The sequence below is a fragment of the Micromonospora sp. NPDC049051 genome (genome assembly GCF_043197575.1).
GTDB lineage: Bacteria > Actinomycetota > Actinomycetes > Mycobacteriales > Micromonosporaceae > Micromonospora.
The window spans coordinates 215,828-237,917 of record NZ_JBICTL010000001.1 but is presented as its reverse complement, the minus strand read 5'-3'; the positions used below and the strand labels follow the sequence as shown (position 1 = coordinate 237,917).

The following is a 22,090-nucleotide window of genomic DNA, read 5'->3' as shown; positions in this document are numbered from 1 at the left end:
TTCGCTGCCCTACCTGTCGTCGTTCGCCGTCCACAGTGGAGCCCCGATTAGCTTCACCGTCGTTACCGGTCTGCTCCTGGTCGCCGCTGTCGTCCTGGTGTGCTGGAACCGGTATCGGCTGACCGTGCTCCGCTACGAGCTGGCCGCCCTGCGGCGGGCCGTCCTACGTGACCCACTGACCGGCTTGGCCAACCGCGCCGGCCTCACCCAGGCGTGGACGCACCTCGCGCCGGCCCGGCCGTACGTGGCGGTGATCGACCTCGACGGCTTCAAAGCCGTCAACGACACCCACGGCCACGCCGCCGGCGACATCGTGCTCACCACCATCGCCGGCCGCCTCCGCACGATCAACGCAGTAGCCGCGCGGCTCGGTGGAGACGAGTTCGCCGCCCTCATCGACGGACTCGACCCGGCTGCCGTCGCTAACCGACTCGCCCAGGTGATCGCCGCCCCGGTCGATCTACCCACCGGCGTCACGGTCGCGGTAACGGCCAGCGTCGGCCTCGCCCCCGCCGTAGGTGACCTGCCCGCCGCTCTCGCCGCTGCTGACGCCGCGATGTACCGGGCCAAGACCACCCGCGCCGGAGTCGCGACGTTCGACCCTCGCCGCGATGACCACACCACCCCGGCCGCCACCGCTCGGCCGGTCGTGCGGGTTCGTGACCTCAGCGGCGCTGCGGTCACCAGCTACGCCCACTGACTTCCGAGCCTTCCCCCTCGCTCTGGCCCTGCCGTGCTTCACGTCCTGGAGCACGGCAGGCCCGTCTCCGAAAGGAGAGCCCCCATGGCACTACCACCTACCACCGCGTATGACGCTGAGGCAGCCCTGTCCCGGTGGATGCGCACCCCCGCCTACAAGGAATGGCGGGCCGGCGTCGAGAGCGTCAAAGGCTGCCTGCAACCGGTTCGGCTGCTCGGCAAGTTCGAGGTCCGGCACACCGGCAGCGGTGACCTCATCGCCTCTCGACAGGGCAAGGTGTGGGCGCCGTGCGGTACCCGCCGATCGGCCGTATGCCCGTCCTGCGCCGACCGATACGCCGCTGACGCCTGGCACCTGATCCACTCGGGCATGTCCGGCGGCAAGGGCGTCCCCGACACCGTGGCCCGGTCGACGCGGTTGTTCGTCACCCTGACCGCCCCGTCGTTCGGTGCGGTGCACAACCGGCCCGGCAAGCGGCCCTGCTCCTGCGGACGCTGGCACCCCGAGGGTCATCCGCTCCTGGGTAGCCCGGTCGACCCGGCAACGTACGACTACGCCGGGGCCGTGCTGTGGCAGGCACACAGCGGCCAACTCTGGCACCGCTTCACCATCGCCCTACGCCGCGCGGTCGCTGCCGCTGGTGGCCTCACCGTCCGCGCATCCGGGGCACACCTGCGGATCTCCTACGCCAAGGTCGCCGAATACCAGCGGCGCGGCCTGGTCCACTTCCACGCCGTCATCCGCGCCGATGGCCCCTCCGGGCCGGACTCGTCGCCCCCGGCGTGGCTCACCGCCGACGTCCTGGCTGACGCGGTGCGTTCCGCGGCTTCCTCCGTCGAGCTGGACACCGCCCGACCGGACGGGACCGCGCTGCCCCTCGGGTGGGGCGCACAGGTCGACGTCAAGGACATCACCGCCACCGATGTCGACATCGACGACGCAGACGACGACGGGGACCAGGCCGTGGCCGACACCCGACTTGCCGGCTACATCGCCAAGTACGCCACCAAGGGCACCGGCGCCACAGAGACCGGCGACCGTCGTATCCGCTCACAGGCGCACATCGACCGGCTTCGGGTGTCCGCCCACCACAGGGCGATGATCCAAACCGCGTGGGACCTCGGCGGACTCGACCAGTACGCCGATCTCAAACTGCGTCACTGGGCGCACATGCTCGGCTTCCGAGGTCACTTCCTCACCAAGTCGCGGATCTACTCCACGACCTTCAAGAACCTTCGCGCGGAACGCCGAACCCACCAGATCCACACCGCGCTCACCGAAGCCGGCCTGCCCGAAAACACTGACGTCCTGGTCGTCAACGACTGGCAGATCCTCGGCATCGGCTACGACTCGCCCGAACAACTCGAACTCGCCACCGCGATCGGTGACCGCATCCGAACGGCACGACAGCAAGCCAGAAAGGAACCCCGATGACCACCCCCACCACCGAACGCCTGTGGAGCGTCACCGACGTGTCGACGTTCCTCGGCATCCCCGTCGGCACCCTCTACCAATGGCGCCACCGCCGAATCGGCCCCCGCGCGTCCCGCGTCGGCCGCCACCTCCGATACGACCCCGCCGACGTGCGGGCCTGGTTCAACGACAAGGCGGCCTGACATGCCCATCGATGACCTCTGGTACCTGACCAAGCGCGGGCCAGACAAGAAGCGGCTCCCCTCCAAGCGGCACGGCAGGGGCAAGCGGTGGCGAGTGCGCTACGCCGACGCCGCTGGTGACCCCCGAGAGAAGCTGTTCGAGCGCAAGACCGACGCGGAAGCCTTCGACCTGAAGGCCCGTGTCGGCGTCGCGGATGAAGTCAAGATCGATCAGGCGGAACGACAGGTCACCTTCCGTGAGTATGGCGAGCGGTGGCGGCTCTCGCGTGAGATCGGCTGGGCCTTGGAGACCCGAGACCGGGTCAAGTCGAACCTGAGCCGTCACCTGTATCCGGTGTTTGGTGACCGTCCGCTTCGGTTGATTCGGCTAACCGGCGTGCTGGAGTGGTTGACTCGGCGGCTGGATGACGGCACGCCGAAGTCGTCGCTGAAGCTGTACTTCGAGCTGCTGGATGCGGTGCTCAACGCCGCTGTCACCGACAAGATCATTGCTGACAATCCGTGCGATGGGGTGCGGCTTTCTCAGGTGCTGCGGGGCATGTCTCGGGTCCCGAAGTGGGTTCCGACTGAGGGCGAAGTGCTTGCGCTGTTGGAAGCTGTGCCGGCGCGGTACCGAGCGGCCGTATGGCTGGGTGCCGGCCAGGGTTGCCGGTTCGGTGAGATGTTGGGGATGGAGGCGGGCACCCGGTGTGTCGACCGGGGGCGCGGGGAGCTGCACGTCATTCAGCAGTTGCGCTATGCACCGCAGGAGTACGGCGGCGTCTACCTGTGCGAACCGAAGTCCGGATCGTCGGGAACCATCGATCTCGACCCGTTCGTGGGTCAAGTGCTGGCCGATCACGTCCGGGACTTTCCGCCCGAGCCGGTGGAGATGGTCGACATCACCTCCGGTGAGCCCGTGCGGCGAACCGTGCCGTTGCTGTTCACCACCACCCGGGGCAACGCCTTCACTGATCGCACGTGGTCCCGAGAGTGGGCCGGATGGCGTGATGCCGCTGGTTGGCCCAAGAAGCACGGCGGGTTTCACGCACTGCGGCACTTCTTCGCCACGACGCTGATCACCAACCACGTCGAGCCACAGGAGGTGCAGCGTCTACTTCGGCACAGGACGCTGCGCATCACGTTGGAGACGTACGTGCACTGGATGCCGAAGCGAGACCGGCCCAGCGGCGTCGTCGGCTCGGTTCTGAGTTCAGCGGCGGAGCGTGCCAACAAGGCGACCGCTCGGCCGCAAGATCATGACTGACATGTGCCCGGCTTGTGCCCGTTGATCTTGCGAGAAGGGATCGCCTGGTCAGAGGCGATGTTGGTGGAGCCCAGGGGACTCGAACCCCTAACCCCTGCCTTGCAAAGGCAGTGCTCTGCCAGTTGAGCTAGGGCCCCCACGGCGGGCGGTGCCGCCGGTGCTGGCGATGCCAGCGGGTCAGCGCAGGTCGGGCGCGGTGGTCGCCTCGTGCCACAGGGCGCGCTCGTCGTTGGAAGCCTTGACCTTCCTGGCCACCACGGCTGCCACACCGATGACGCCGGCCAGGATCAGAAGCTTCTTGAACATGGGGCCTACCCCTCGTGCTCGACTGTCGTCGGACGATGTGCGGTGGGGCTAGCTGGAATCGAACCAGCGACCTCAGAGTTATCAGCTCTGCGCTCTAACCGACTGAGCTATAGCCCCGCATGGCGACGAGCAAGGTTAACCCATCCGTCCGTCCGGCCCCAAATCGGGGCCTGCGCGCCGGCCGGGCGAACCCGTCGCCTCCGAACCTACCGGAGGCGTCCCGCCCGGCCCAGCCGATTACGCTGCCCGGCGCGGCCCCGCCGAAGCCGGTGACGTGCCTCGAAATACGCGGAAGCCGGGGCGCCGCGCTCGGCGGTGCCCCGGCTTCCGGTGTGGTTCAGTCGCGCTCGGCGAGGGTCAGCTCGATGCCGCCGACCAGGTCCGCGCAGACGTTGTAGACGAACGCCCCCAGAGTGGCGAGCGCCGTGAACAGCACGACGTTGACCAGGCCGATCAGCGCCGAGCTGAGGATCACGCCCTTGGCGGTGATCTGGAAGCCGCTGGTGCTCTGGCCGCCGCCGGCGCTGACCAGGTCGGTCAGGCTGTCGTTGACGCTGGTGAACACGCCCATCGCGTCGAGGGCCAGGTAGAGCACCGAGGTGGCCACCACCACGACGATGAAGAGCACCACCGAGACCGCGAACGCGAACTTCATGACGGACCAGGGGTCGATCCGCTTGAGGTTCAGCCGGGCCCGGCGCGGCCCGCGCGACGCGGCCGAGCTGACCGACGTACGCGCGGCGCGTACCGCATCACCCACGCGCGCCGCCCCGACGGCCGCTGCGCCGCCGACCCCCGGCGGCAGGCCGCCCCCGTTCGCGGGGCGACCGACGCCGGTCGGGCGGGCGCCGTCCGGCTGCGGCTTCGCGGTGCCTGTGACGCGGGGCTGGGTGCCGGTGGCGCCCGTGATCCGCGGCTGTGTCCCGGTCGTGCCCGCCGACTGGGCGGCACCGAGCTTCAACGGCTGTGTCGTCGTCGGTGCGGCGGCGGGCGCCGGCTTGGCGGTGGCGGCCGGCTTGTCGCCCGCCACCGCTTCGGTCCGGTCCGCCGCGTCCCCGTCGTCGGAGGGCTTGTCCGGAGGCGGTGTCATTCCGGGAGCCCGGGTGAATTTCGGGGCAGGCGCGTCGGCGGGGACGGTGGCCCGACCCACGGCCGCGCGGCCGGTCGCCTGTGTGCCGCTCTTCGCGGCCTCCTCGTCGACCGGGGTGGCCGAGGTCCCCGTGTTCCCCGACTTCGCCTGTGTCTCCGTCATTCAACTAGTCCTGTTCGTCAGGCTCGTCGGCATTGCGAGCAATCGCCACGATAGTCACGCCATCCGGAAGGTCCATCAGCTTGACCCCCATTGTGTTCCGGTCACGCGTACGGCGTACAGGCTTCACCGGAGTCCGGATGACACCACCGTTGCTGGTGATCGCGAACAGCTCGTCGTCCGGGTCGATCACCACCGCGCCGACCAGACCACCGCGCCGCTCAGTGATCTTCGCAGTCAGCACGCCCTTACCTCCCCGGCCCTGCACGGGGTATTCCTCGATCGGGGTGCGTTTCGCATATCCCCCGTTCGTGGCCACCAGCACGTCCAGCCCTTCGCGGACCACCTCCATGGCCAGCAGGACGTCGTCCTCGCTGAAGCGCATGCCGATGACGCCCGAGGTGGCCCGTCCCATCGGACGCAGCGCCTCGTCGCTCGCGTTGAACCGGATCGCCTGCGCGTTCTTCGAGACCAGCAGCAGATCCTCCTCGGGGGCGACGAGCGCCGCCCCGACCAGCTCGTCCTCGTCGCGCAGGTTGATCGCGATGATTCCGCCGGACCGAGGGGAGTCGAACTCCTCGAGTCGAGTCTTCTTCACCAGGCCGTTCTTCGTGGCAAGTACCAGGTAGGGGGCCACCTGGTAGTTCGGAATCTCGATGATCTGCGCGATCTGCTCGTCGGGCTGGAAGGCGAGCAGGTTGGCCACGTGCTGGCCCTTGGCCACCCTACTGGCCTCCGGCAGTTCGTATGCCTTCGCCCGGTAGACGCGCCCCTTGTTGGTGAAGAAGAGCATCCAGTCGTGGGTCGAGCATACGAAGAAGTGGCTGACGATGTCGTCCTGTCGGAGGGTCGCCCCGCTGACACCCTTGCCGCCGCGCCGCTGCGAACGGTAGAGATCGACCTTGGTCCGCTTCGCGTAGCCCGTACGGGTGATCGTGACCACCACGTCCTCACGGGCGATCAGGTCCTCCATGGAGACCTCGCCCTCGAACGGCACGATCTTGGTACGCCGCTCGTCACCCCACTTGGCGATGATCTCGCCCAGTTCCTCCGAGACGATCCTGCGCTGCCGCTCGGGCTTGGCGAGGATGTCCTTGAGGTCGGCGATCTCCAGCTCCAGTTTGGCCAGGTCGTCGAGGATCCGCTGCCGCTCCAACGCGGCGAGCCGGCGCAGCTGCATGTCGAGGATCGCGGTCGCCTGGATCTCGTCGATCTCCAGCAGCCGGATCAGGCCCTGCCGGGCGTCCTCGACGGTGGGCGAGCGCCGGATCAGGGCGATCACCTCGTCGAGGGCGTCCAACGCCTTGGCCAGACCGCGCAGGATGTGCGCCCGCTCCTCGGCCTTGCGCAGCCGGAACGCCGTACGCCGGCGGATCACCTCGACCTGGTGCTCGACGTAGTAACGGATGAACTGCGCCAGGTTGAGCGTGCGCGGCACCCCGTCGACCAGCGCCAGCATGTTGGCGCCGAAGGTCTCCTGGAGCTGGGTGTGCTTGTAGAGGTTGTTCAGCACCACCTTGGCGACCGCGTCGCGCTTCAGCACGAGCACGATCCGCATGCCGGTACGCCCGGAGGACTCGTCGCGGATGTCGGCGATGCCGGCGAGCTTGCCCTCCTTGATCAGCTCGGCGATGCGCTCGGCCAGATTGTCCGGGTTGACCTGGTAGGGCAGCTCGCTGACGACCAGGCAGGGGCGACCCCGCTTGTCCTCCTCGACCTCCACCACGGCCCGCATCCGGATCGACCCGCGCCCGGTGCGGTACGCGTCCTGGATCGCCTGCGTGCCGACGATCAGACCGTGGGTGGGGAAGTCCGGCCCCTTGACGATCTCCAGCAGCGCGTCGAGGGTGGTGGCCTCGTCCTCCTCCGGGTGCTCCAGGCACCACTGCACGGCCGCGCCGATCTCGCGCAGGTTGTGCGGCGGGATCTTGGTGGCCATGCCGACCGCGATGCCCTCGGAGCCGTTGACGAGCAGGTTCGGGATCCGCGACGGCAGGATGGTGGGCTCCTTGGCCCGGCCGTCGTAGTTGTCCTGGAGGTCGACGGTGTCCTCGTCGATGTCCCGCAGCATCTCCATGGCCAGCGGGTCGAGCTTGCATTCGGTGTAGCGCATGGCGGCCGCGGGATCGTTGCCCGGCGAGCCGAAGTTGCCGTTGCCGTCGACCAGCGGGTAGCGCAGCGACCAGGGCTGCGCCATGCGGACCAGCGCGTCGTAGATCGCCGAGTCGCCGTGCGGGTGGAACTGACCCATCACGTCGCCGACCACGCGGGAGCACTTCACGTAGCCCCGGTCCGGCCGGTAGCCGGAGTCGAACATGGCGTAGAGGATCTTGCGGTGGACCGGCTTGAGCCCGTCCCGGACGTCCGGCAGCGCCCGCCCGACGATGACGCTCATCGCGTAGTCGAGGTAGGAGCGCTGCATCTCCACCTCGAGCCCGACCGGTTCGATGCGGTCGTGCGCGACGACGGCGGCGACGGTCTCCGGGACCTCGGGCTCGTTGGGTGTGGACTCGGGGATATCGGTCACTTGTTAACCCTTATCAGACTCAGAGTCGTTTTTGTGCTGTGGATAACGGCTGTGGATACCGGCCGCGCTGTGGATAACTCTGTGGATCGGCGGGCCGGCCGGTGGACGACCGGCCGGCCCGCCGTGACCCGTCAGATGTCCAGGAACCGGACGTCCTTGGCGTTGCGCTGGATGAACGAGCGGCGCGCCTCGACGTCCTCACCCATCAGCACGCTGAACAACTCGTCGGCGGTGGCCGCGTCGTCGAGCGTGACCTGACGCAGCGTACGCGTCGCCGGGTTCATCGTGGTCTCCCACAGTTCGGGGTAGTTCATCTCGCCGAGGCCCTTGAAGCGCTGGATGTCGTCCGGCTTCGCGTTCGGCTTCTTCTGCTGGCGCAGCGCGATCAGGCCGTCGCGCTCGCGGTCCGAGTACGCGTACTGCGCGTCGTCGCCCTTCTTGTTCCACTTGATCTTGTAGAGCGGCGGGGCGGCCAGGTAGACGTGCCCCAGCTCGACCAGCGGGCGCATGAAGCGGAAGAGCAGCGTGAGCAGCAGCGTCTGGATGTGCTGGCCGTCGACGTCGGCGTCGGCCATCAGCACGATCTTGTGGTAGCGCAGCTTCTCGATGTCGAAGTCGTCGTGGATCCCGGTGCCGAGGGCCGTGATCAGGGCCTGGACCTCGTTGTTTTTGAGCACCCGGTCGATCCGGGCCTTCTCCACGTTGAGGATCTTGCCCCGGATCGGCAGGATCGCCTGCACCCGCGGGTCGCGGCCCTGCTTGGCCGAGCCGCCGGCCGAGTCGCCCTCGACGATGAAGACCTCGGACTCGCGCGGGTCGGTGGACTGGCAGTCGGCCAACTTGCCCGGCATCGAACCGGACTCGAGCAGCGACTTGCGCCGGGCCAGCTTGCGCGCCTGCTGCGCGGCGATCCGGGCCCGGGCGGCCTGGGACGCCTTCTGGATGATGATCTTCGCCTCGGCCGGGTTGCGGTCGAACCAGTCGACCAGCCACTCGTTGCAGACCCGCTGCACGAAGCTCTTCACCGGGGTGTTGCCCAGCTTGGTCTTGGTCTGGCCCTCGAACTGCGGGTTGGCCAGCTTGACCGAGATGATCGCGGCCAGGCCCTCGCGGATGTCCTCGCCGGAGAGCTTCTCGTCGCCCTTGAGCAGCTTCTTGTCGGTGCCGTAGCGGTTGACGACGCTGGTCAGCGCGGCCCGGAAGCCCTCCTCGTGGGTGCCGCCCTCGTGGGTGTTGATCGTGTTGGCGAAGGTGTAGACCGACTCGCCGTACGACTCGTTCCACTGCATGGCGATCTCGACCGACATGCCCTCCTCCTCGGAGCCGAACTCGACCACGGTCTTGTGGATCGGGTTCTTCGAGGCGTTGAGGTGCCGGACGAAGTCGGCGATACCGCCCTTGTAGCAGAAGGTGACCTCGCGCGGCTTGCCCTCCTCGCCCTCCGGGACCCGCTCGTCGAGCAGGTGGATGGTGAGGCCCCGGTTGAGGAAGGCCATCTCCTGGAGGCGGCGGTAGATGGTCTGGAAGTCGAAGTCGACCGTCTCGAACACGTCCGGGTCGGGCCAGAAGGCGACCGCGGAGCCGGTCCGGTCGGTCGTCTCGCCCTTCTCCAGCGGGGTCGGCTTGGAGTTGTGGTACTGCTGCCGCCAGACGGAGCCGTCCTTGTGGATCTCCACGGCCATCTTCGTGGAGAGGGCGTTCACCACGGACACGCCGACGCCGTGCAGGCCGCCGGAGACGGCGTACGCCTTGCCGTCGAACTTGCCGCCCGCGTGCAGCACGGTCAGCGCCACCTCGACGCCCGGCTTCTTCAGCTTCGGGTGCAGGTCGACCGGGAAACCCCGACCGTTGTCGGTGACCCGGACCCCGCCGTCGGCGAGCAGCACCACGTCGACGGTGTCGCAGTGACCGGCCAGCGCCTCGTCCACCGCGTTGTCGACGACCTCCCACACGAGGTGGTGCAGACCACGCTCACCGGTCGACCCGATGTACATACCGGGGCGCTTCCGGACCGCCTCCAGCCCTTCGAGGACGGTGATCGACCCGGCGCCGTACTCCTGCTTGTCCTGCGCTGCCACCCTCGGCCACTTTCTCGCGCCGTCCGCACCTGGTGGCGCGTCGGGCGCGGGTTCGGCGGACAGGACGCGACGTCGACGCGCAGACCGGCACCGGGGACAATTCCGGGGTACGGGTCGAACGCGCCGGTCGCCGCGGTTGCCCGCGGATCGCGATCGGCTCGACCCGACATGGACAATGATCGCGGGCCCCGCTCACGGGCCCGTGTCTCGTCGCTCCGCACCGGGTCTTCGTCTCGCGGTCAATCTTACTGTGCGCCAGCGACAGAACCACCACTCGGCACCCCTGCGAGGCGGCTGAGACCGACGTAGCCGGCCGAACCGCGTCGCCCTCGACTCCCCCTACACGCCATGGGGCGATCGGGGGCGCCGCCGCCTGACGATCGGGTGCCGGTCGACCGGGCCGGAAAACGTCACAGCCGCCACGCCGCCGACCCGGCCTTGATCTTTTCCGGCCGGAACCGGACGATCGAGCCGATACGAACTATCCGTGCTCTCGAAGAGGTGACACCAGATGGGGCTGGACAACGTCGCGGTGCATTGGCCGCGGACCGGCCGCTTCTACGACCCGGTCGCACCGGCCGAGTTCGTCGACTTCGGCGACATCGTCGACATGCCCCGCATCTCCGCGCCCACCGCGGCGCTCGCCGAGCTGATCGCGAAGACCGGCACCGTGCGGGCGACCGCGTACACCGAGCTGGTCGATCTGCTGCTCGGCCTGGAAGGTGTGCTCTACGCCACGGACGCGGCGGCGGAGGACGAGGACCCGGTGATCGATCCCGACGGTTGCGCCTGGATCGCCGGTGGCGTCGAGCGGTTCGTGACGGGCCACCGCCCGCACGGCGAGGCGGTCACCTTCGACTCGGTGAGCGAGGTGCTGCGGTCGTTGCTCGCCGACGGGCGGTTGGCCGAGCAGCAGCTGCGCTGGCTCGACAGCCGCCTGGACGCGCTGCGCGACGAGAGCGGCGAGCCGCCGCAGTGGAACTTCACCTGCGCCGAGCTGGCGGTGCTGGCCGCCTTCTACCGCCGCTGCGCCGACCGCGGCTTCGCCGTGTACGCCGACGCCTGAGCCTTTGTGCGTGCCGACGCCTGGGGCCACCCGGTCGACGGCGGCGGTGACCTGGGTCCGCGCGGTACGCGGGTGGCGCAGGTCCTCCACCGGCATGGTGTACCAATGGTGCGCATGCCGATTGTTCACCGCGCGCGGGAGGTCAGGCGATGACCGAGGAGAAGCCCACCCCGAAGGCCCCCGGCGAGGGCGGGCGGCTGATGGCCTGGGCGTACCGGCGTCTCGCGGGCCCGCCCGAGGTGCAGGGCGCGGTGCAGGGCGGCTCGCACCACGCCCGGGAGGCGTGGAAGCAGGACCTGGAGCGGCGTAAGCAGTGGAGCCGCGAGCAGCGGGAACGCAAGCGCGCCGAGCGGGAGGCCCGGCGCGGGGGTCGCTGACCGTCAGCCGTAGGTGTCCCGTGGGCCGCGGCCCCGGACCCGGCGCGGGCCCTTCGACCAGGACGGCGCGGCAGGGCCGTGGATGTGCAGCTTGCGCACCACGTTGTGGCCGACCTCGCTGGCGATCTGCTTCAGCAGCGAGCCGGCCAGCAGCCGGAGCTGGGTGGCCCAGGCGGTCGAGCGCGCCTCCACGGTCAGCTCGCCGTCCTCCAGCTTCACCGGGCGGCTGTGCTGGGCCACCTCCGGGCCCACCACCCGCTCCCAGGCGCCGAACACCGTCGCCTCGGCCGCCGGCTGCTGCCAGCCGCGCGCCTTGACGAGCCGGTTGAGGACCGCGCCGAGCGGCTGCGGGTCGCGGGGGTCCGGACCGGGGCCGGAGTATCCGCGCAGACGCCGCTCCTGACCGCCCCCGTCACCCCCACCGCCGGGGGTACGCCGACGCGTACGGGCCGCCGCCTCCCGGCGGGCCCGTGCCGCGTCCAGCACCGCCCGGGCCAGCTCCGGCCCGCTCGCGCCGCCGGCCGCATCGCCACCGGACGGCGTGCCGGCGGACGGCTCGCCGCCGCGCGCCGCGCCGTCCGCCCGGTCGCCACCGGCCCCGGCCGGATGCCCGCGGCTCGGGTCGGCCCCGCGCGCCGCGTCGGCGGGGTCGCCGGCCGGCCGGCCGCGTACCGGCCCCAGGCGGGCCGGTGGAAGCTCATCCGACACGTCGTACCGTCCCGTCGCCCACCGCGTAGCGGGCGCCGCGCAGGGAGGCCGGCACGTCCTCGTCCACGGCACAGGTCACCAGCAGCTGGCTCGCTCCGCCGACCAGCTCCGCCAGCCGCTCCCGCCGCCCGGCGTCCAGCTCGGCGAAGACGTCGTCGAGCACCAGCACCGGCTCGATGCCGTCGGAGCGGAGCAGGTCGTAGCCGGCCAGCCGCAGGGCCAGGGCGTACGACCAGGACTCGCCGTGGCTGGCGTAGCCCTTGGCGGGCAGGGGGCCCAGCGTCAGCGCCAGTTCGTCGCGGTGCGGGCCGACCAGGGTGGTGCCTCTCTCGACCTCGGCGGCGCGGGACTCCACGAGCGCGGCGGTCAGTGCCGCCGCCAGGGCCTCCCGGTCGGTGGTGGGCTCCGCCAGCTCCACCGACGGCCGGTACGCGATCCCGGCGGCCCCGCGTCCCGCCGCCACCGCGTCGTACGCCTTGGTCACGTGCGGGCCCAGCGCGGCGACCAGCTCCAGCCGCCCGGCGAGCAGTTCGGCGCCGTGCCGGGCGAGATGCGTGTCCCACACCGCCAGGGTCGACAGGTCCCCGCCCCGCGACCCGCCCGTCTTGCGGGCCAGGTACGCGGTGCGCAGCAGGGCGTTGCGCTGCTTGACCACCCGTTCGTAGTCGGCCCGCACGCCGGCGTACCGGGGTTGGCGGCTGACCAGCAGGTCGTCGAGGTAACGGCGGCGTTCGGCCGGGTCGCCCCGGACGAGTTCCAGGTCCTCCGGGGCGAACAGCACGAGCCGCAACGCGCCGAGGACGTCCCGCGCGCGGCGGGCCGGTGACCGTCCCAGCCGGGCCCGGTTGGCCTTGCCCGGGACGATCTCCAGTTCCACCAGCAGCTCGCGGCCCTCGTGCACGACCGCGCAGCGGATCACCGCCGAGGAGGCGCCCATCCGTACGAGGGGGGCGTCCGTGGCGACCCGGTGCGAATCCAGGGTCGCCACGTAGCCCAGCGCCTCGACCAGGTTCGTCTTGCCGACGCCGTTGGCGCCGGTCAGGACGTTCGCCCCCGGCTCCAGGTCCACGCCGACCCGCTCGTACGAGCGGAAGTCGACCAGTTCGAGCCGGCGGACGTACACAGGCGCGTGGATTCCGTCAGCGCTTGCGGACGGCGTGCCCGCCGAACTGCTGGCGCAGCGCGGCGACCGCCTTCATGGCCGGGGAGTCGTCCTGGCGGGAGGCGAAGCGGGCGAAGAGCGAGGCGGTGATCACGTTCAGCGGCACGGCGAGCCGGACCGCCTCGTCGACCGTCCACCGACCCTCGCCCGTGTCCTCCGTGTAGCCGCTCAGCTCGGCCAGCTCCGGGTCCTCGTCGAGGGCCCGGTCGAGCAGGTCCAGCAGCCAGGACCGGACCACGGTGCCCTCGCGCCAGGACTTGAACACCCCGGGCACGTTGGTGACCAGCTCCGACTTGGCCAGCAGCTCGTAGCCCTCGGCGTAGGCGTGCATCAGGCCGTACTCGATGCCGTTGTGGACCATCTTGGCGTAGTGCCCGGCGCCCACCGGACCGGCGTGCACGAAGCCGAACTCGCCAGCCGGCTTCAGCGAATCGAAGATCGGCATGAGCCGCTCGACGTGCTCCTGGGCGCCGCCGACCATGAGCGCGTAGCCGTTCTGCCGGCCCCAGACGCCGCCCGAGACGCCGGCGTCGAGGTAGCCGATGCCGCGCTCGTTCAGCCGCTCCGCGCGGGGCGCGTCGTCGCTGAAGCGGGAGTTGCCACCGTCGATGATGATGTCGCCCTCGCCGAGGACGTCGGCGAGCTCGTCGATGGTCGCGTCGGTGACGCCGGCCGGGACCATGACCCAGACGGCCCGGGGCGACTCCAGCTTCTCCGCCAGCTCCGCGAGGGTCGCGACGTCGCTCAGCTCCGCGTTGTGGTCGAAGCCGACCACCTCGTGCCCGGCGGCGCGCAACCGCTCGCGCATGTTGCCGCCCATCCGGCCGAGCCCTACCAGGCCGAGCTGCATGTGTTCCTACCTCCGTGCGTCGTGGTCTTCTCGGGACGCGATCAGCGGGAGACGCGGATCGGCATGATGAGGTACCGGTACCCGGGGATGACCTCGCCATCCTCGCCGGCGGGCGAAATCACCGCGGGCTTGAAGGCGTCGACGAACGAGAGCACGGCGAACTGGGACCCCAGGTTGGTCAGACCGTCGATCAGGTACTGGGGGTTGAAGCCGATGGTCAGCGCGTCACCGGTGAAGGTGGCCTCCATCGCCTCGCTGGCCCGCGCCTCCTCGGTGCCGCCGGCCTCGACCACCAGGCCGTCGGCGCTGAAGCTCAGCAGCACCGGGGTGGCCCGGTCGGCGACGAGGGCGACCCGCTTGACGACCTCGATCAGGGTGCTGACGGGCACCCGGGCCTCGGCGTTGTGGGTGGCGGGGAAGAGGGAGCGCACCGGGGGGTAGTTCGCCCCGTCGAGCAGGCGGCTGGTGGTGCGTCGGGTGCCGCCGGCGAAGCCGATCATCCCCTCGCCGGCCGCGCCCTGGGAGAGCGCCATGGTGACCTGGCCACCGATCGGGCCGAGGGCCTTGGCGGTGTCGTGCAGGGTCCGGGCCGGCACGAGGGCGTTGAGGCTCACCTCGGAGTCGTCCGGGTTCCACTCCATCTCGCGCAGGGCCAGCCGGTAGCGGTCGGTGGCGAGCATGGCCAGCGTGCCGCCGGAGAGCTCGATGCGTACGCCGGTCATCATCGGCAGCGTCTCGTCGCGGCCGGCGGCGACGGCCACCTGGGCGACGGCGGCCGCGAAGGCGGCGGCGTCGATGGTGCCGGCGCTCTCGGGCATCTCCGGCAGGGACGGGTAGTCCTCGACCGGCATGGTGGGCAGGGTGAACCGGGCGCTGCCGCAGACCAGTTCGAGGTGGGCGCCGACGGCGGCGATGTCCACCGGCTTGGCGGGCAGCGCCTTGGTGATCTCGGCCAGCAGCCGGCCGGAGACCAGGGCGGCGCCGTCGGCGTCCCCCTGCACCTCGACGGTGACCTGGCTGGAGACCTCGTAGTCGAAGCCGGAGACCTGCAGGTTGCCGTCGGTGACGCGCAGCATCACGCCCGCGAGCACCGGTACGGACGGCCGGCTGGGCAGGCTCTTCGCGGTCCAGGCCACGGCCTCGGCGAGCGCGTCGCGCTCCACTCGGAACTTCATCAATGCCTCCGCGTCGACGTCAGCGACAACTCTCTCATGCCGACCGCTGCCTACCGACCCGCCTGTCCGTGCGGGTACCCATCGCACCTTAGGGCGCGTGGGCATCGGCTGTGCGCCCGACCCCGTGACTTCCCTGGTGCCGGAGAGCCGTCCACGACGGCCTTCCGGCCAATCCACAGGAAGTCCAACGGTGATGATTGGTTTTTGTTGTCTTAGAAGAGATAACTCGTCATCTTCATCGCACCTGTGCAAACTGTGGAGAACTAGCGTCTGCGCAGGTCAGGCACGTTATCCACCGGTGGTTTACCTGTGGAGAACCCGGGGTACAACTCGTCTTCCTGTCCACAGGCCGTCGGCGCCCCCAGGTTGTCCACCGTCGTCCACCGGTTATCCACCGGTTATCCACCGACTTTCTCCCCAGCCCTGTGGACGGGCGACCGACGCCCGGACGTCGTCATCCCCAGAACCTTCAACAGGTTGCCCACAGGTGGGCCGTCACCGGTGGACAACTTCCGGACTGTCCACAGTCGTCCACAGCGTCGTCCCCAGGGTTTGTCCACAACCTGTGGGTAACTGGCGGTGGACGGACGGTAGTTTCCCACAGGCTGTGGACAACGAGATGTGGACAACGATCCGGGCTGTGTACGGACACGGCCCCGATGCTGTGGCCTAGACCATGTCGAGGGTCAAGCCGGGCCGGCTGTGGAAGACGAAAAAACGCCCGGCCGAGAGGTCCGGCCGGGCGCGTCGTTCCGCGTCGCTCAGGTGTTCTGCTTGATCCGGTTGGTCAGCTCGGCGATCTGGTTGTAGAGCGAGCGGCGCTCGGCCATCTGCTGGCGGATCTTGCGGTCGGCGTGCATCACGGTGGTGTGGTCCCGGCCGCCGAAGGCCTGCCCGATGCGGGGCAGCGACAGGTCGGTCAGCTCACGGCACAGGTACATGGCGACCTGACGGGCGTTCACCAGCACCCGCGAGCGGGAGTGCCCGCGCAGGTCCTCCAGGCTGACGCCGAAGTAGTCGGCGGTGGAGACCATGATCTGGTCGGCGGTGATCTCCGGCCCGGCACCGTCGGGGATGAAGTCCCGCAGCACCTCCTCCGCCAGCGACAGCTCGACCGTGGAACGGGTCAGGCTGGCGAACGCCGTGACCCGGATCAGCGCGCCCTCCAGCTCCCGGATCGAGTTCGACACCCGCGAGGCGATGAACTCCAGCACGTCCGGCGGGGCGTAGAGGCGCTCCTGCGCCGCCTTCTTCTGCAGGATCGCGATCCGGGTCTCCAGGTCCGGCGGCTGGATGTCGGCGAGCAGCCCCCACTCGAAGCGGGTACGCAGCCGGTCCTCCAGGGTCGCGAGCTGCTTCGGCGACCGGTCGGAGGTGATCACGATCTGCTTGTTGGCGTTGTGCAGCGTGTTGAACGTGTGGAAGAACTCCTCCTGCGTGCGCTCGCGGTTCTCCAGGAACTGGATGTCGTCGATCAGCAGGATGTCGACGTCGCGGTAGCGCCGCTGGAACGCACTGGTCTTGTCGTCCCGGAGCGAGTTGATGAAGTCGTTGGTGAACTCCTCGGTCGAGACGTACCGGACCGAGCGCGCGTTGCCCAGCGTCGTGGCGTAGTGCCCGATGGCGTGCAGCAGGTGCGTCTTGCCCAGCCCCGAGCTGCCGTAGATGAAGAGCGGGTTGTACGCCTTCGCCGGCGACTCGGCGACCGCGACGCTCGCGGCGTGCGCGAAGCGGTTGGACGAGCCGATGACGAACGTCTCGAACATGTACTTCGGGTTGAGCCGGTTGCCGCCGGTGTCGGCGCCCGGCAGCCGGCGATCGTCCCGGCCACCGGGCCGATGGTGATCCGCGCCACCCCGCCCGGGCCCGTTGTCGGTTCCCGTGTCGCGGGGCAGGGCCCGGATCACGTGCTGGTCCCGGGGGGAGACGGCGTCCTCGCGGTAGCGCGGCTCGTACCCCCGTACGTCGGCGGCCGGCGGGTCCAGCCGGGCGACCTGCCCGTCGTAGCCCTGGCGTTCGGTCTGGTGTCGCAGCGGGCCCGACCGGTCGGGCCCGGCGAAGGCGGTGCTGAACAGCGTCTCCTGCCCGCCCCGCTCGTCCGGCCGGTGCCCGTCCGCGCCCGGCACCGACGCGTCGGGTCGCCGCTGGGGGTGGGCCTGCTCGGGGATGAGAGGCGGCTGCCCGGAGTCGAGGACCTCGTCGTCGCGCTGCCCGGTCGTCCCGTCGTAGCCCATCGGCGCGTCGGGGTGCGCGGGCAGCCCGCCGTCGTGGTCGGCCGGTCCGGGCTCCGGGACGCTGCGGTAGACGGTGCCCGCCGGGCGGCTCGCGCCGTCCTCGGGCAGGCGTACGGTCACCGCGACCTGGATCGGTCGGCCCAACCGGCGGGTGAGCGCCTCCGTGATCGCCGGGCGCAGCCGCGACTCGATCACGTCCCGGGTGAAGGCGTCCGGGACGGAGAGCAGCGCGGTGTCCTCGACGATGGCACGCAGCCGGGTCAGCCGCAGGTACGCCCGCTGCTGCGCGGAGATGATCTCGTCGGCGAGTTCGTCGGTCGCCGCCGTCCACACCGCGGCAAGGTCGGTCGTACCGGTCACCGTCGTGCCACCCCCCTCGCCTCTGCTCCGCCGACGCCGCCGTCTGCTCCGGTCGGCCGTCCCGGGCCCGCCGCGTATGCGCGGGTGGAACGACACCCACCGGGCGGCCGACCGGTCCTCGTCCACAAGTTATCCACAGCCTGTGTACGCACCGATTGTGGCCGCCCGCCGGACGCGGGTCGGACCTGCCCCCTGCCTGAACGGGCGCTGAAGCGGGTTCACCGTGCCGAACGATTCACTACCTTGTCCGGTCTTGCCCGCCGGCAACGACCGGACCTTTCGACGCTGACCGCAATCGGGCACGGTAACAGCGTTGTCGGCGCGTCATCAACCGCCGACGCGCGGCGACCCTTGTCGACATGAGCGAAAACGGCCCCATCGGTCGCCGGGCAGGGCCGGTGTCCGCCCTGCTGGGGAGTGTTTGACGGTGGTTGCCGCCCTGCGTAGGCTGGAACGGCTGCTCTCTCGCCCTCTGCTAGGGTGATGGGTGCTTGCTGTCCGCGGTTGCTTCCCCGCATCGCCGAGGTCCCGCTCCGACGGGCAGCACCGATCGGGGGGCCACCGTCGAGGTGGCCTGGACCACCACACGATCCCGGCGACCCCTCGCCCGGGGCGTACGAAAACGGAGAGCCTGACGTGAGCAAGCGCACCTACCAGCCGAACAACCGCCGGCGCGCGAAGACCCACGGCTTCCGGCTGCGCATGCGCACCCGTGCCGGCCGCGCCATCCTGTCGACCCGTCGCTCCAAGGGCCGCGCCCGCCTGTCGGCCTGAGGCCGACCGGGGCAGGTCCGGGGGACGTGGGCAGTCGTGCTGGCGGCCGCACAGCGACTGCGGCGCAGCACTGACTTCGCCGCAGCGGTCCGGGGTGGCCGACGAGCCGGTCGTGGCGCGCTCGTCGTCCACCTGAGCCTGCCGGCAGCCCTCGAACCCGCGACAGCAACCTCGCCGGAGCCGGCGCGGAGCAGTGGTGCGGAGCAACCTTCCGCGCCGGCCCGCGCCGGCTTCGTCGTGTCCAAGGCCGTCGGCAACGCCGTGGTCCGCAACCGGGTCCGGCGTCGCCTGCGACACCTTGTCCGTGAGCGGCTGGCGGATCTGCCCACCGGAGCCACCCTGGTCGTACGGGCGCTGCCCGCCGCGGCCGACGCCTCGTACCCGCGACTCGGCGCCGATCTGGACGCGGCGATCGCGGCGGCGAAGGCGCCCCGCGGGCGGCGGTCCCGGTGACCGCCGGACCGGCCGGGCCCCGGCCGACGACGATCGGTGCCCGGCTGCTGACCGGGCCCGTCATCGCGTACCGTCGGTGGATAAGTCCGGCGCTGCCGGCCCGCTGTCGGTTCTACCCGTCGTGCAGCGCCTACGCCCTGGAGGCGGTCGCGGTGCACGGCGCGATCCGGGGAGCTGGCCTGACGGCCCGGCGGCTGTTGCGCTGCCACCCCTTCCACCCAGGTGGACACGACCCGGTGCCGGAGCCGGGCGGCCGCCGCCGCGCCGATGTGACTGGAGTCTGAGAATTGAGCCTCGACTGGATCTACTACGCGATTTCGTGGATCCTGCTGGTCTGGCATGGGGCCTGGGACTTCGTCGGGGTGCCGGATCCGGCGGTGATCGGCACCAACTGGGCCTGGATCCTCGCCATCATCTTCCTGGTGGTCACCGTCCGGGTGATCCTCTTCCCCGTCTTCGTCAAGCAGATCAAGTCGCAGCGGGCCATGCAGGCGCTCCAGCCGCAGGTGAAGGCGCTGCAGGAGAAGCACAAGGGTGACCGGGAGACGCTCCAGAAGGAGATGATGGAGCTCTATCGGAAGGAAAAGGCCAACCCGCTCATGGGCTGCCTTCCGATGTTCCTCCAGATCCCCGTCTTCCTGGGCCTCTTCCACGTGCTCCGCCGCCTCAACCCGGACAAGAGCGAGGCCGGGAAGACCCTCTACGGCTGGACGATCAGCCAGTTCGAGAGCGCCTCGTCCGCGAAGCTCTTCACCGCCCCGATCGCCGGCAAGTTCGGCTCCACCGCCGAGGAGTTGGCGCGGCTCGGCGCCAACGGCACCACCGTGAAGATCATCGCCGGCATCCTCGTCCTGGTGATGATGGGCACCACCTACCTCACCAGCCGCCAGATGATCCTGAAGACCGGTTGGGCCGAGGACCCGCAGCAGCGGATGATCCAGAAGCTGATGCTCTACGGCATCCCGCTGTCGCTGCTCATCTCCGGAGCGATCTTCCCCATCGGTGTGATCATCTACTGGGTCACCAACAACCTCTTCACCCTCGCCCAGCAGCAGTGGGTGCTGCGGAAGTTCCCGCCGCCGCCGACCGCCACCGGCAAGCCGGGCACCACGGCCCGCAAGCCGGTGCAGCCGGCGAAGACGGGCGGCCTGCTCGGGCGTACCAAGGCTGCCCCCCAGGCCCCGGCGAAGCCGGCCGCGCCGAAGGTCGCCGGTCCCAAGCCGGGAGCCAAGCCGGTCAACCCCAAGAAGGGCCCCGCCAAGCGGCAGGGCTGAGAACATCCGGGCCGCCGTCGGGAGACCGACGGCGGCCCGTTCCGCACCGCGCAGCCGCCGTACGGCCGGCGCCGGGGCGGAACCGCCGCGCGCGGCGCGGCCACGGGCGACACTGCCCGTACGACAGACGTGCCCGTGGGCACCGGCAACCTCCAGCCGGCCCCGGGAAACCAGCGGACCCGACGGTCCGGCCGAGCGAGTACGGAGATGAGACCGTGACCGACACCAGCACCCCCCGCGCCGACGAGTCCCTGGACGAGGAGGGGACCGAGCCGACCGCGGTGAACGGCGAGACCGAGGAGACCGACGCGGAGTCGGGCCCGAAGGAGAAGAAGGCCGTCGGCGAGAGCGAGCTGTTCCGGCAGAGCGAGATCGCGGCGGACTACGTCGAGGGCCTGCTCGACATCCTCGACTACGACGGCGACATCGACGAGCTGGTCTCCGGCGGTCGTCCCGTCGTCGAGGTGGTCGGTGGTCGGCTGCAGAACCTCGTGGGCCAGCGGGGCGCCACCCTGGAGGCGCTTCAGGAACTCGCCCGGCTGGCCGTCTTCCGGCAGACCGGCACCCCGAGCCGGCTGCTGCTCGACGTCGGCGGCTACCGGGCGACCCGCCGCAAGGAGCTTGCTGCGGTCGCCAAGAACGCCGTGGAGAAAGTCAAGGAGCACGGCGAGCCCGTGCGCCTGGAGCCGATGTCCGCGTTCGAGCGCAAGTGCGTGCACGACGTGGTGAACGCGATGAGCGGCGTGGAGAGCGAGTCCGAGGGCGTCGAGCCGAACCGGCGCATCATCGTCCGGCCGGCGGACTGACCGGGTGACCCACGACGACACCACGGCCGGTGCCGTGGACGGCCCGGGTGGTACGCCGCCCGGGCCGTCGCCTGTCCGGCCCGAGACGAACGCGACCCCTGACGCCGGGCCGTCCCCGGCCGTGACGTCCGACACCGCACTGCCCCCGACCGCGACCCCTGAGGGCGCGCTGTCTCCGGCCGGCACCGCAGAGAATGGGCCCTCGCCGGCTGTGACTTCCGACGCTGGGCCGTCTCCGGCCGATGCGGTGCTGCCGCCGGAGTTGGCCGTGGCAGCGCGCGCGCTCTTCGGCGACCGGCTCGACCTGGCCGCCGCGTACGCCGAACTGCTCGCCACCGACGGCGTGGTCCGCGGCCTGATCGGCCCGCGCGAGGCGCCCCGGATCTGGGACCGGCACCTGCTCAACTGCGCGGCGGTGGCCGAGCGGATCCCGGACGGGGCGACGGTGCTCGACGTCGGTTCCGGGGCCGGGTTGCCCGGCCTGGTGCTGGCAATCGCACGACCCGACCTGACGGTGACCCTGATCGAACCGCTCGCCCGGCGCACGTCCTTCCTCATCGAGGCGGTGCAGCACCTCGGGCTGGCGAAGATGGTCCGGGTGTTCCGGGGGCGGGCCGACGAGGCGGCGACCGGCTCGACGGGTGTCGGCCCGTTGAGCGGGGACGTGGTCACCGCGCGGGCCGTCGCCCCGCTGGACCGGCTCTCCACGTGGTGCCTGCCGTTGGCCGTGCCCGGCGGTCGGCTGATCGCGCTCAAGGGCGCGTCCGCTGCCGACGAGGTGGCCGAGCACGCGCAGACCGTCGCCCGGCTCGGCGGCGGCGAGCCCGAGGTGCACCGCTGCGGCGAGGGCGTCATCGATCCGCCGACGACAGTGGTGGAGATCGTGCGGGAGCGGGTGGTCGGGCCGGCTCGACCGAAGGCCCCGAAGAGGTCGCGGGGCGGTCGCTCCCGGCGGCGTTGAGTCTCGCGCGGACACCACGCCGGAAGTCCGGCTTCCCGACCGGCGGTTGCGTCGTTGAACCGGTACGGGTGGACGGGAAGGATTGAGAACCCGACGTGGACCGGCTGCGCCCGTGAGCCGTAGGCTGGCTGCGCGTCGATAGTGTGGAGCGGCGGCAACGGATGTTCA

At 70.5% G+C, this 22,090-nt stretch carries 21 protein-coding genes and 2 tRNA genes; 12 read left to right on the top strand and 11 right to left on the bottom strand.

The window, feature by feature from the left end; translation table 11 throughout:
• Positions 1-4: 4 nt before the first annotated feature.
• The 4 genes from ACGFIR_RS01135 to ACGFIR_RS01120 all read left to right on the top strand — a co-directional run bounded on the left by ACGFIR_RS01135 (position 5) and on the right by ACGFIR_RS01120 (position 3,562).
• Positions 5-700 (top strand): GGDEF domain-containing protein, encoded by a 696-nt coding sequence (locus tag ACGFIR_RS01135; RefSeq protein WP_393143694.1) that lies wholly within the window; start codon positions 5-7, stop codon positions 698-700.
• Between the two features lie 138 nt (positions 701-838).
• Positions 839-2,134, top strand: a complete 1,296-nt coding sequence (locus tag ACGFIR_RS01130; RefSeq protein ID WP_393143692.1) for a replication initiator — start codon at positions 839-841, stop codon at positions 2,132-2,134.
• Positions 2,131-2,316 (top strand): helix-turn-helix transcriptional regulator, encoded by a 186-nt coding sequence (locus ACGFIR_RS01125; RefSeq protein WP_393142542.1) that lies wholly within the window; start codon positions 2,131-2,133, stop codon positions 2,314-2,316. The genes ACGFIR_RS01130 and ACGFIR_RS01125 overlap by 4 nt, the downstream gene beginning before the upstream one ends.
• Before the next feature lies 1 nt (position 2,317).
• A complete protein-coding gene (locus ACGFIR_RS01120) occupies positions 2,318-3,562 on the top strand; it encodes a tyrosine-type recombinase/integrase (RefSeq protein ID WP_393142540.1) in 1,245 nt (414 codons plus the stop codon).
• A gap of 61 nt (positions 3,563-3,623) precedes the next feature.
• On the opposite strand, the gene ACGFIR_RS01115 is transcribed toward ACGFIR_RS01120, so the two are convergent.
• The 6 genes from ACGFIR_RS01115 to gyrB form a co-directional block, all read right to left on the bottom strand.
• A tRNA-Ala gene (locus tag ACGFIR_RS01115) sits at positions 3,624-3,699 on the bottom strand.
• 40 nt (positions 3,700-3,739) lie between these two features.
• Positions 3,740-3,868 carry a DLW-39 family protein gene (locus ACGFIR_RS01110; RefSeq protein WP_393005142.1) on the bottom strand — a complete coding sequence of 43 codons (129 nt, stop codon included), beginning with the start codon at positions 3,866-3,868 and terminating at the stop codon, positions 3,740-3,742.
• Between the two features lie 43 nt (positions 3,869-3,911).
• Positions 3,912-3,985, bottom strand: a tRNA-Ile gene (locus ACGFIR_RS01105).
• 220 nt (positions 3,986-4,205) lie between these two features.
• Positions 4,206-5,120 (bottom strand): DUF3566 domain-containing protein, encoded by a 915-nt coding sequence (locus ACGFIR_RS01100; RefSeq protein WP_393005144.1) that lies wholly within the window; start codon positions 5,118-5,120, stop codon positions 4,206-4,208.
• Between the two features lie 4 nt (positions 5,121-5,124).
• Positions 5,125-7,644: a DNA gyrase subunit A gene (gene gyrA, locus ACGFIR_RS01095; protein WP_393142538.1), complete on the bottom strand. Its 2,520-nt coding sequence runs from the start codon at positions 7,642-7,644 to the stop codon at positions 5,125-5,127.
• A 131-nt stretch (positions 7,645-7,775) separates the two neighbouring features.
• Positions 7,776-9,722 carry a DNA topoisomerase (ATP-hydrolyzing) subunit B gene (gene gyrB / locus ACGFIR_RS01090; RefSeq protein ID WP_393142536.1) on the bottom strand — a complete coding sequence of 649 codons (1,947 nt, stop codon included), beginning with the start codon at positions 9,720-9,722 and terminating at the stop codon, positions 7,776-7,778.
• A 511-nt stretch (positions 9,723-10,233) separates the two neighbouring features.
• Here gyrB and ACGFIR_RS01085 point away from each other — a divergent pair.
• Positions 10,234-10,788 (top strand): hypothetical protein, encoded by a 555-nt coding sequence (locus tag ACGFIR_RS01085; RefSeq protein WP_393005150.1) that lies wholly within the window; start codon positions 10,234-10,236, stop codon positions 10,786-10,788.
• Between the two features lie 149 nt (positions 10,789-10,937).
• A complete protein-coding gene (locus ACGFIR_RS01080; protein WP_393142534.1) occupies positions 10,938-11,165 on the top strand; it encodes a hypothetical protein in 228 nt (75 codons plus the stop codon).
• 3 nt (positions 11,166-11,168) lie between these two features.
• Here the strand turns inward: ACGFIR_RS01080 and ACGFIR_RS01075 are convergent, their stop codons facing one another.
• From ACGFIR_RS01075 to dnaA, 5 genes are all read right to left on the bottom strand, one after another.
• Entirely contained in the window at positions 11,169-11,873 is a 705-nt protein-coding gene (locus tag ACGFIR_RS01075; protein WP_393142532.1) for a DUF721 domain-containing protein, read from the bottom strand.
• Positions 11,863-12,996, bottom strand: a complete 1,134-nt coding sequence (gene recF / locus ACGFIR_RS01070) for a DNA replication/repair protein RecF (protein WP_393005156.1) — start codon at positions 12,994-12,996, stop codon at positions 11,863-11,865. Before recF ends, ACGFIR_RS01075 begins: the two co-directional genes overlap by 11 nt.
• A gap of 16 nt (positions 12,997-13,012) precedes the next feature.
• Positions 13,013-13,885: a phosphogluconate dehydrogenase (NAD(+)-dependent, decarboxylating) gene (gene gnd, locus ACGFIR_RS01065; protein ID WP_393005158.1), complete on the bottom strand. Its 873-nt coding sequence runs from the start codon at positions 13,883-13,885 to the stop codon at positions 13,013-13,015.
• 41 nt (positions 13,886-13,926) lie between these two features.
• Complete coding sequence (gene dnaN / locus ACGFIR_RS01060; RefSeq protein WP_393005160.1) at positions 13,927-15,060, bottom strand: DNA polymerase III subunit beta; 1,134 nt, start codon at positions 15,058-15,060, stop codon at positions 13,927-13,929.
• Positions 15,061-15,821: 761 nt separating this feature from the next.
• Positions 15,822-17,627, bottom strand: coding sequence for a chromosomal replication initiator protein DnaA (gene dnaA / locus ACGFIR_RS01055; protein WP_393143690.1), 1,806 nt, complete (start codon positions 17,625-17,627; stop codon positions 15,822-15,824).
• 663 nt (positions 17,628-18,290) lie between these two features.
• Between dnaA and rpmH the strand changes: the two genes are divergently transcribed.
• The 6 genes from rpmH (at position 18,291) to rsmG (ending at position 21,922) form a co-directional block, all read left to right on the top strand.
• Positions 18,291-18,428 carry a 50S ribosomal protein L34 gene (gene rpmH, locus ACGFIR_RS01050; protein ID WP_089002791.1) on the top strand — a complete coding sequence of 46 codons (138 nt, stop codon included), beginning with the start codon at positions 18,291-18,293 and terminating at the stop codon, positions 18,426-18,428.
• 36 nt (positions 18,429-18,464) lie between these two features.
• Positions 18,465-18,881 (top strand): ribonuclease P protein component, encoded by a 417-nt coding sequence (rnpA, locus tag ACGFIR_RS01045; protein ID WP_393005164.1) that lies wholly within the window; start codon positions 18,465-18,467, stop codon positions 18,879-18,881.
• Positions 18,882-18,925: 44 nt separating this feature from the next.
• Complete coding sequence (gene yidD, locus ACGFIR_RS01040) at positions 18,926-19,165, top strand: membrane protein insertion efficiency factor YidD (RefSeq protein WP_393005593.1); 240 nt, start codon at positions 18,926-18,928, stop codon at positions 19,163-19,165.
• Positions 19,166-19,168: 3 nt separating this feature from the next.
• The gene (gene yidC / locus ACGFIR_RS01035; RefSeq protein WP_393142530.1) at positions 19,169-20,155 is read left to right on the top strand and encodes a membrane protein insertase YidC; all 987 of its coding nucleotides are present in this window, start codon (positions 19,169-19,171) and stop codon (positions 20,153-20,155) included.
• A gap of 215 nt (positions 20,156-20,370) precedes the next feature.
• Complete coding sequence (locus tag ACGFIR_RS01030; RefSeq protein WP_393005168.1) at positions 20,371-20,961, top strand: protein jag; 591 nt, start codon at positions 20,371-20,373, stop codon at positions 20,959-20,961.
• A gap of 262 nt (positions 20,962-21,223) precedes the next feature.
• Positions 21,224-21,922, top strand: coding sequence for a 16S rRNA (guanine(527)-N(7))-methyltransferase RsmG (rsmG, locus tag ACGFIR_RS01025; protein ID WP_393143688.1), 699 nt, complete (start codon positions 21,224-21,226; stop codon positions 21,920-21,922).
• Positions 21,923-22,090: the final 168 nt, after the last annotated feature.

Excerpts from the sequence above, each read along its gene's own strand:
- ACGFIR_RS01130 (WP_393143692.1), top strand. The coding sequence starts at position 839 with ATGCGCACCCCCGCCTACAAGGAATGGCGGGCCGGCGTCGAGAGCGTC.
- ACGFIR_RS01125 (WP_393142542.1), top strand. The coding sequence starts at position 2,131 with ATGACCACCCCCACCACCGAACGCCTGTGGAGCGTCACCGACGTGTCG.
- ACGFIR_RS01120 (WP_393142540.1), top strand. The coding sequence starts at position 2,318 with ATGCCCATCGATGACCTCTGGTACCTGACCAAGCGCGGGCCAGACAAG.
- ACGFIR_RS01110 (WP_393005142.1), bottom strand. The coding sequence starts at position 3,868 with ATGTTCAAGAAGCTTCTGATCCTGGCCGGCGTCATCGGTGTGGCAGCC.
- ACGFIR_RS01100 (WP_393005144.1), bottom strand. The coding sequence starts at position 5,120 with ATGACGGAGACACAGGCGAAGTCGGGGAACACGGGGACCTCGGCCACC.
- ACGFIR_RS01085 (WP_393005150.1), top strand. The coding sequence starts at position 10,234 with ATGGGGCTGGACAACGTCGCGGTGCATTGGCCGCGGACCGGCCGCTTC.
- ACGFIR_RS01080 (WP_393142534.1), top strand. The coding sequence starts at position 10,938 with ATGACCGAGGAGAAGCCCACCCCGAAGGCCCCCGGCGAGGGCGGGCGG.
- gnd (WP_393005158.1), bottom strand. The coding sequence starts at position 13,885 with ATGCAGCTCGGCCTGGTAGGGCTCGGCCGGATGGGCGGCAACATGCGC.
- dnaN (WP_393005160.1), bottom strand. The coding sequence starts at position 15,060 with ATGAAGTTCCGAGTGGAGCGCGACGCGCTCGCCGAGGCCGTGGCCTGG.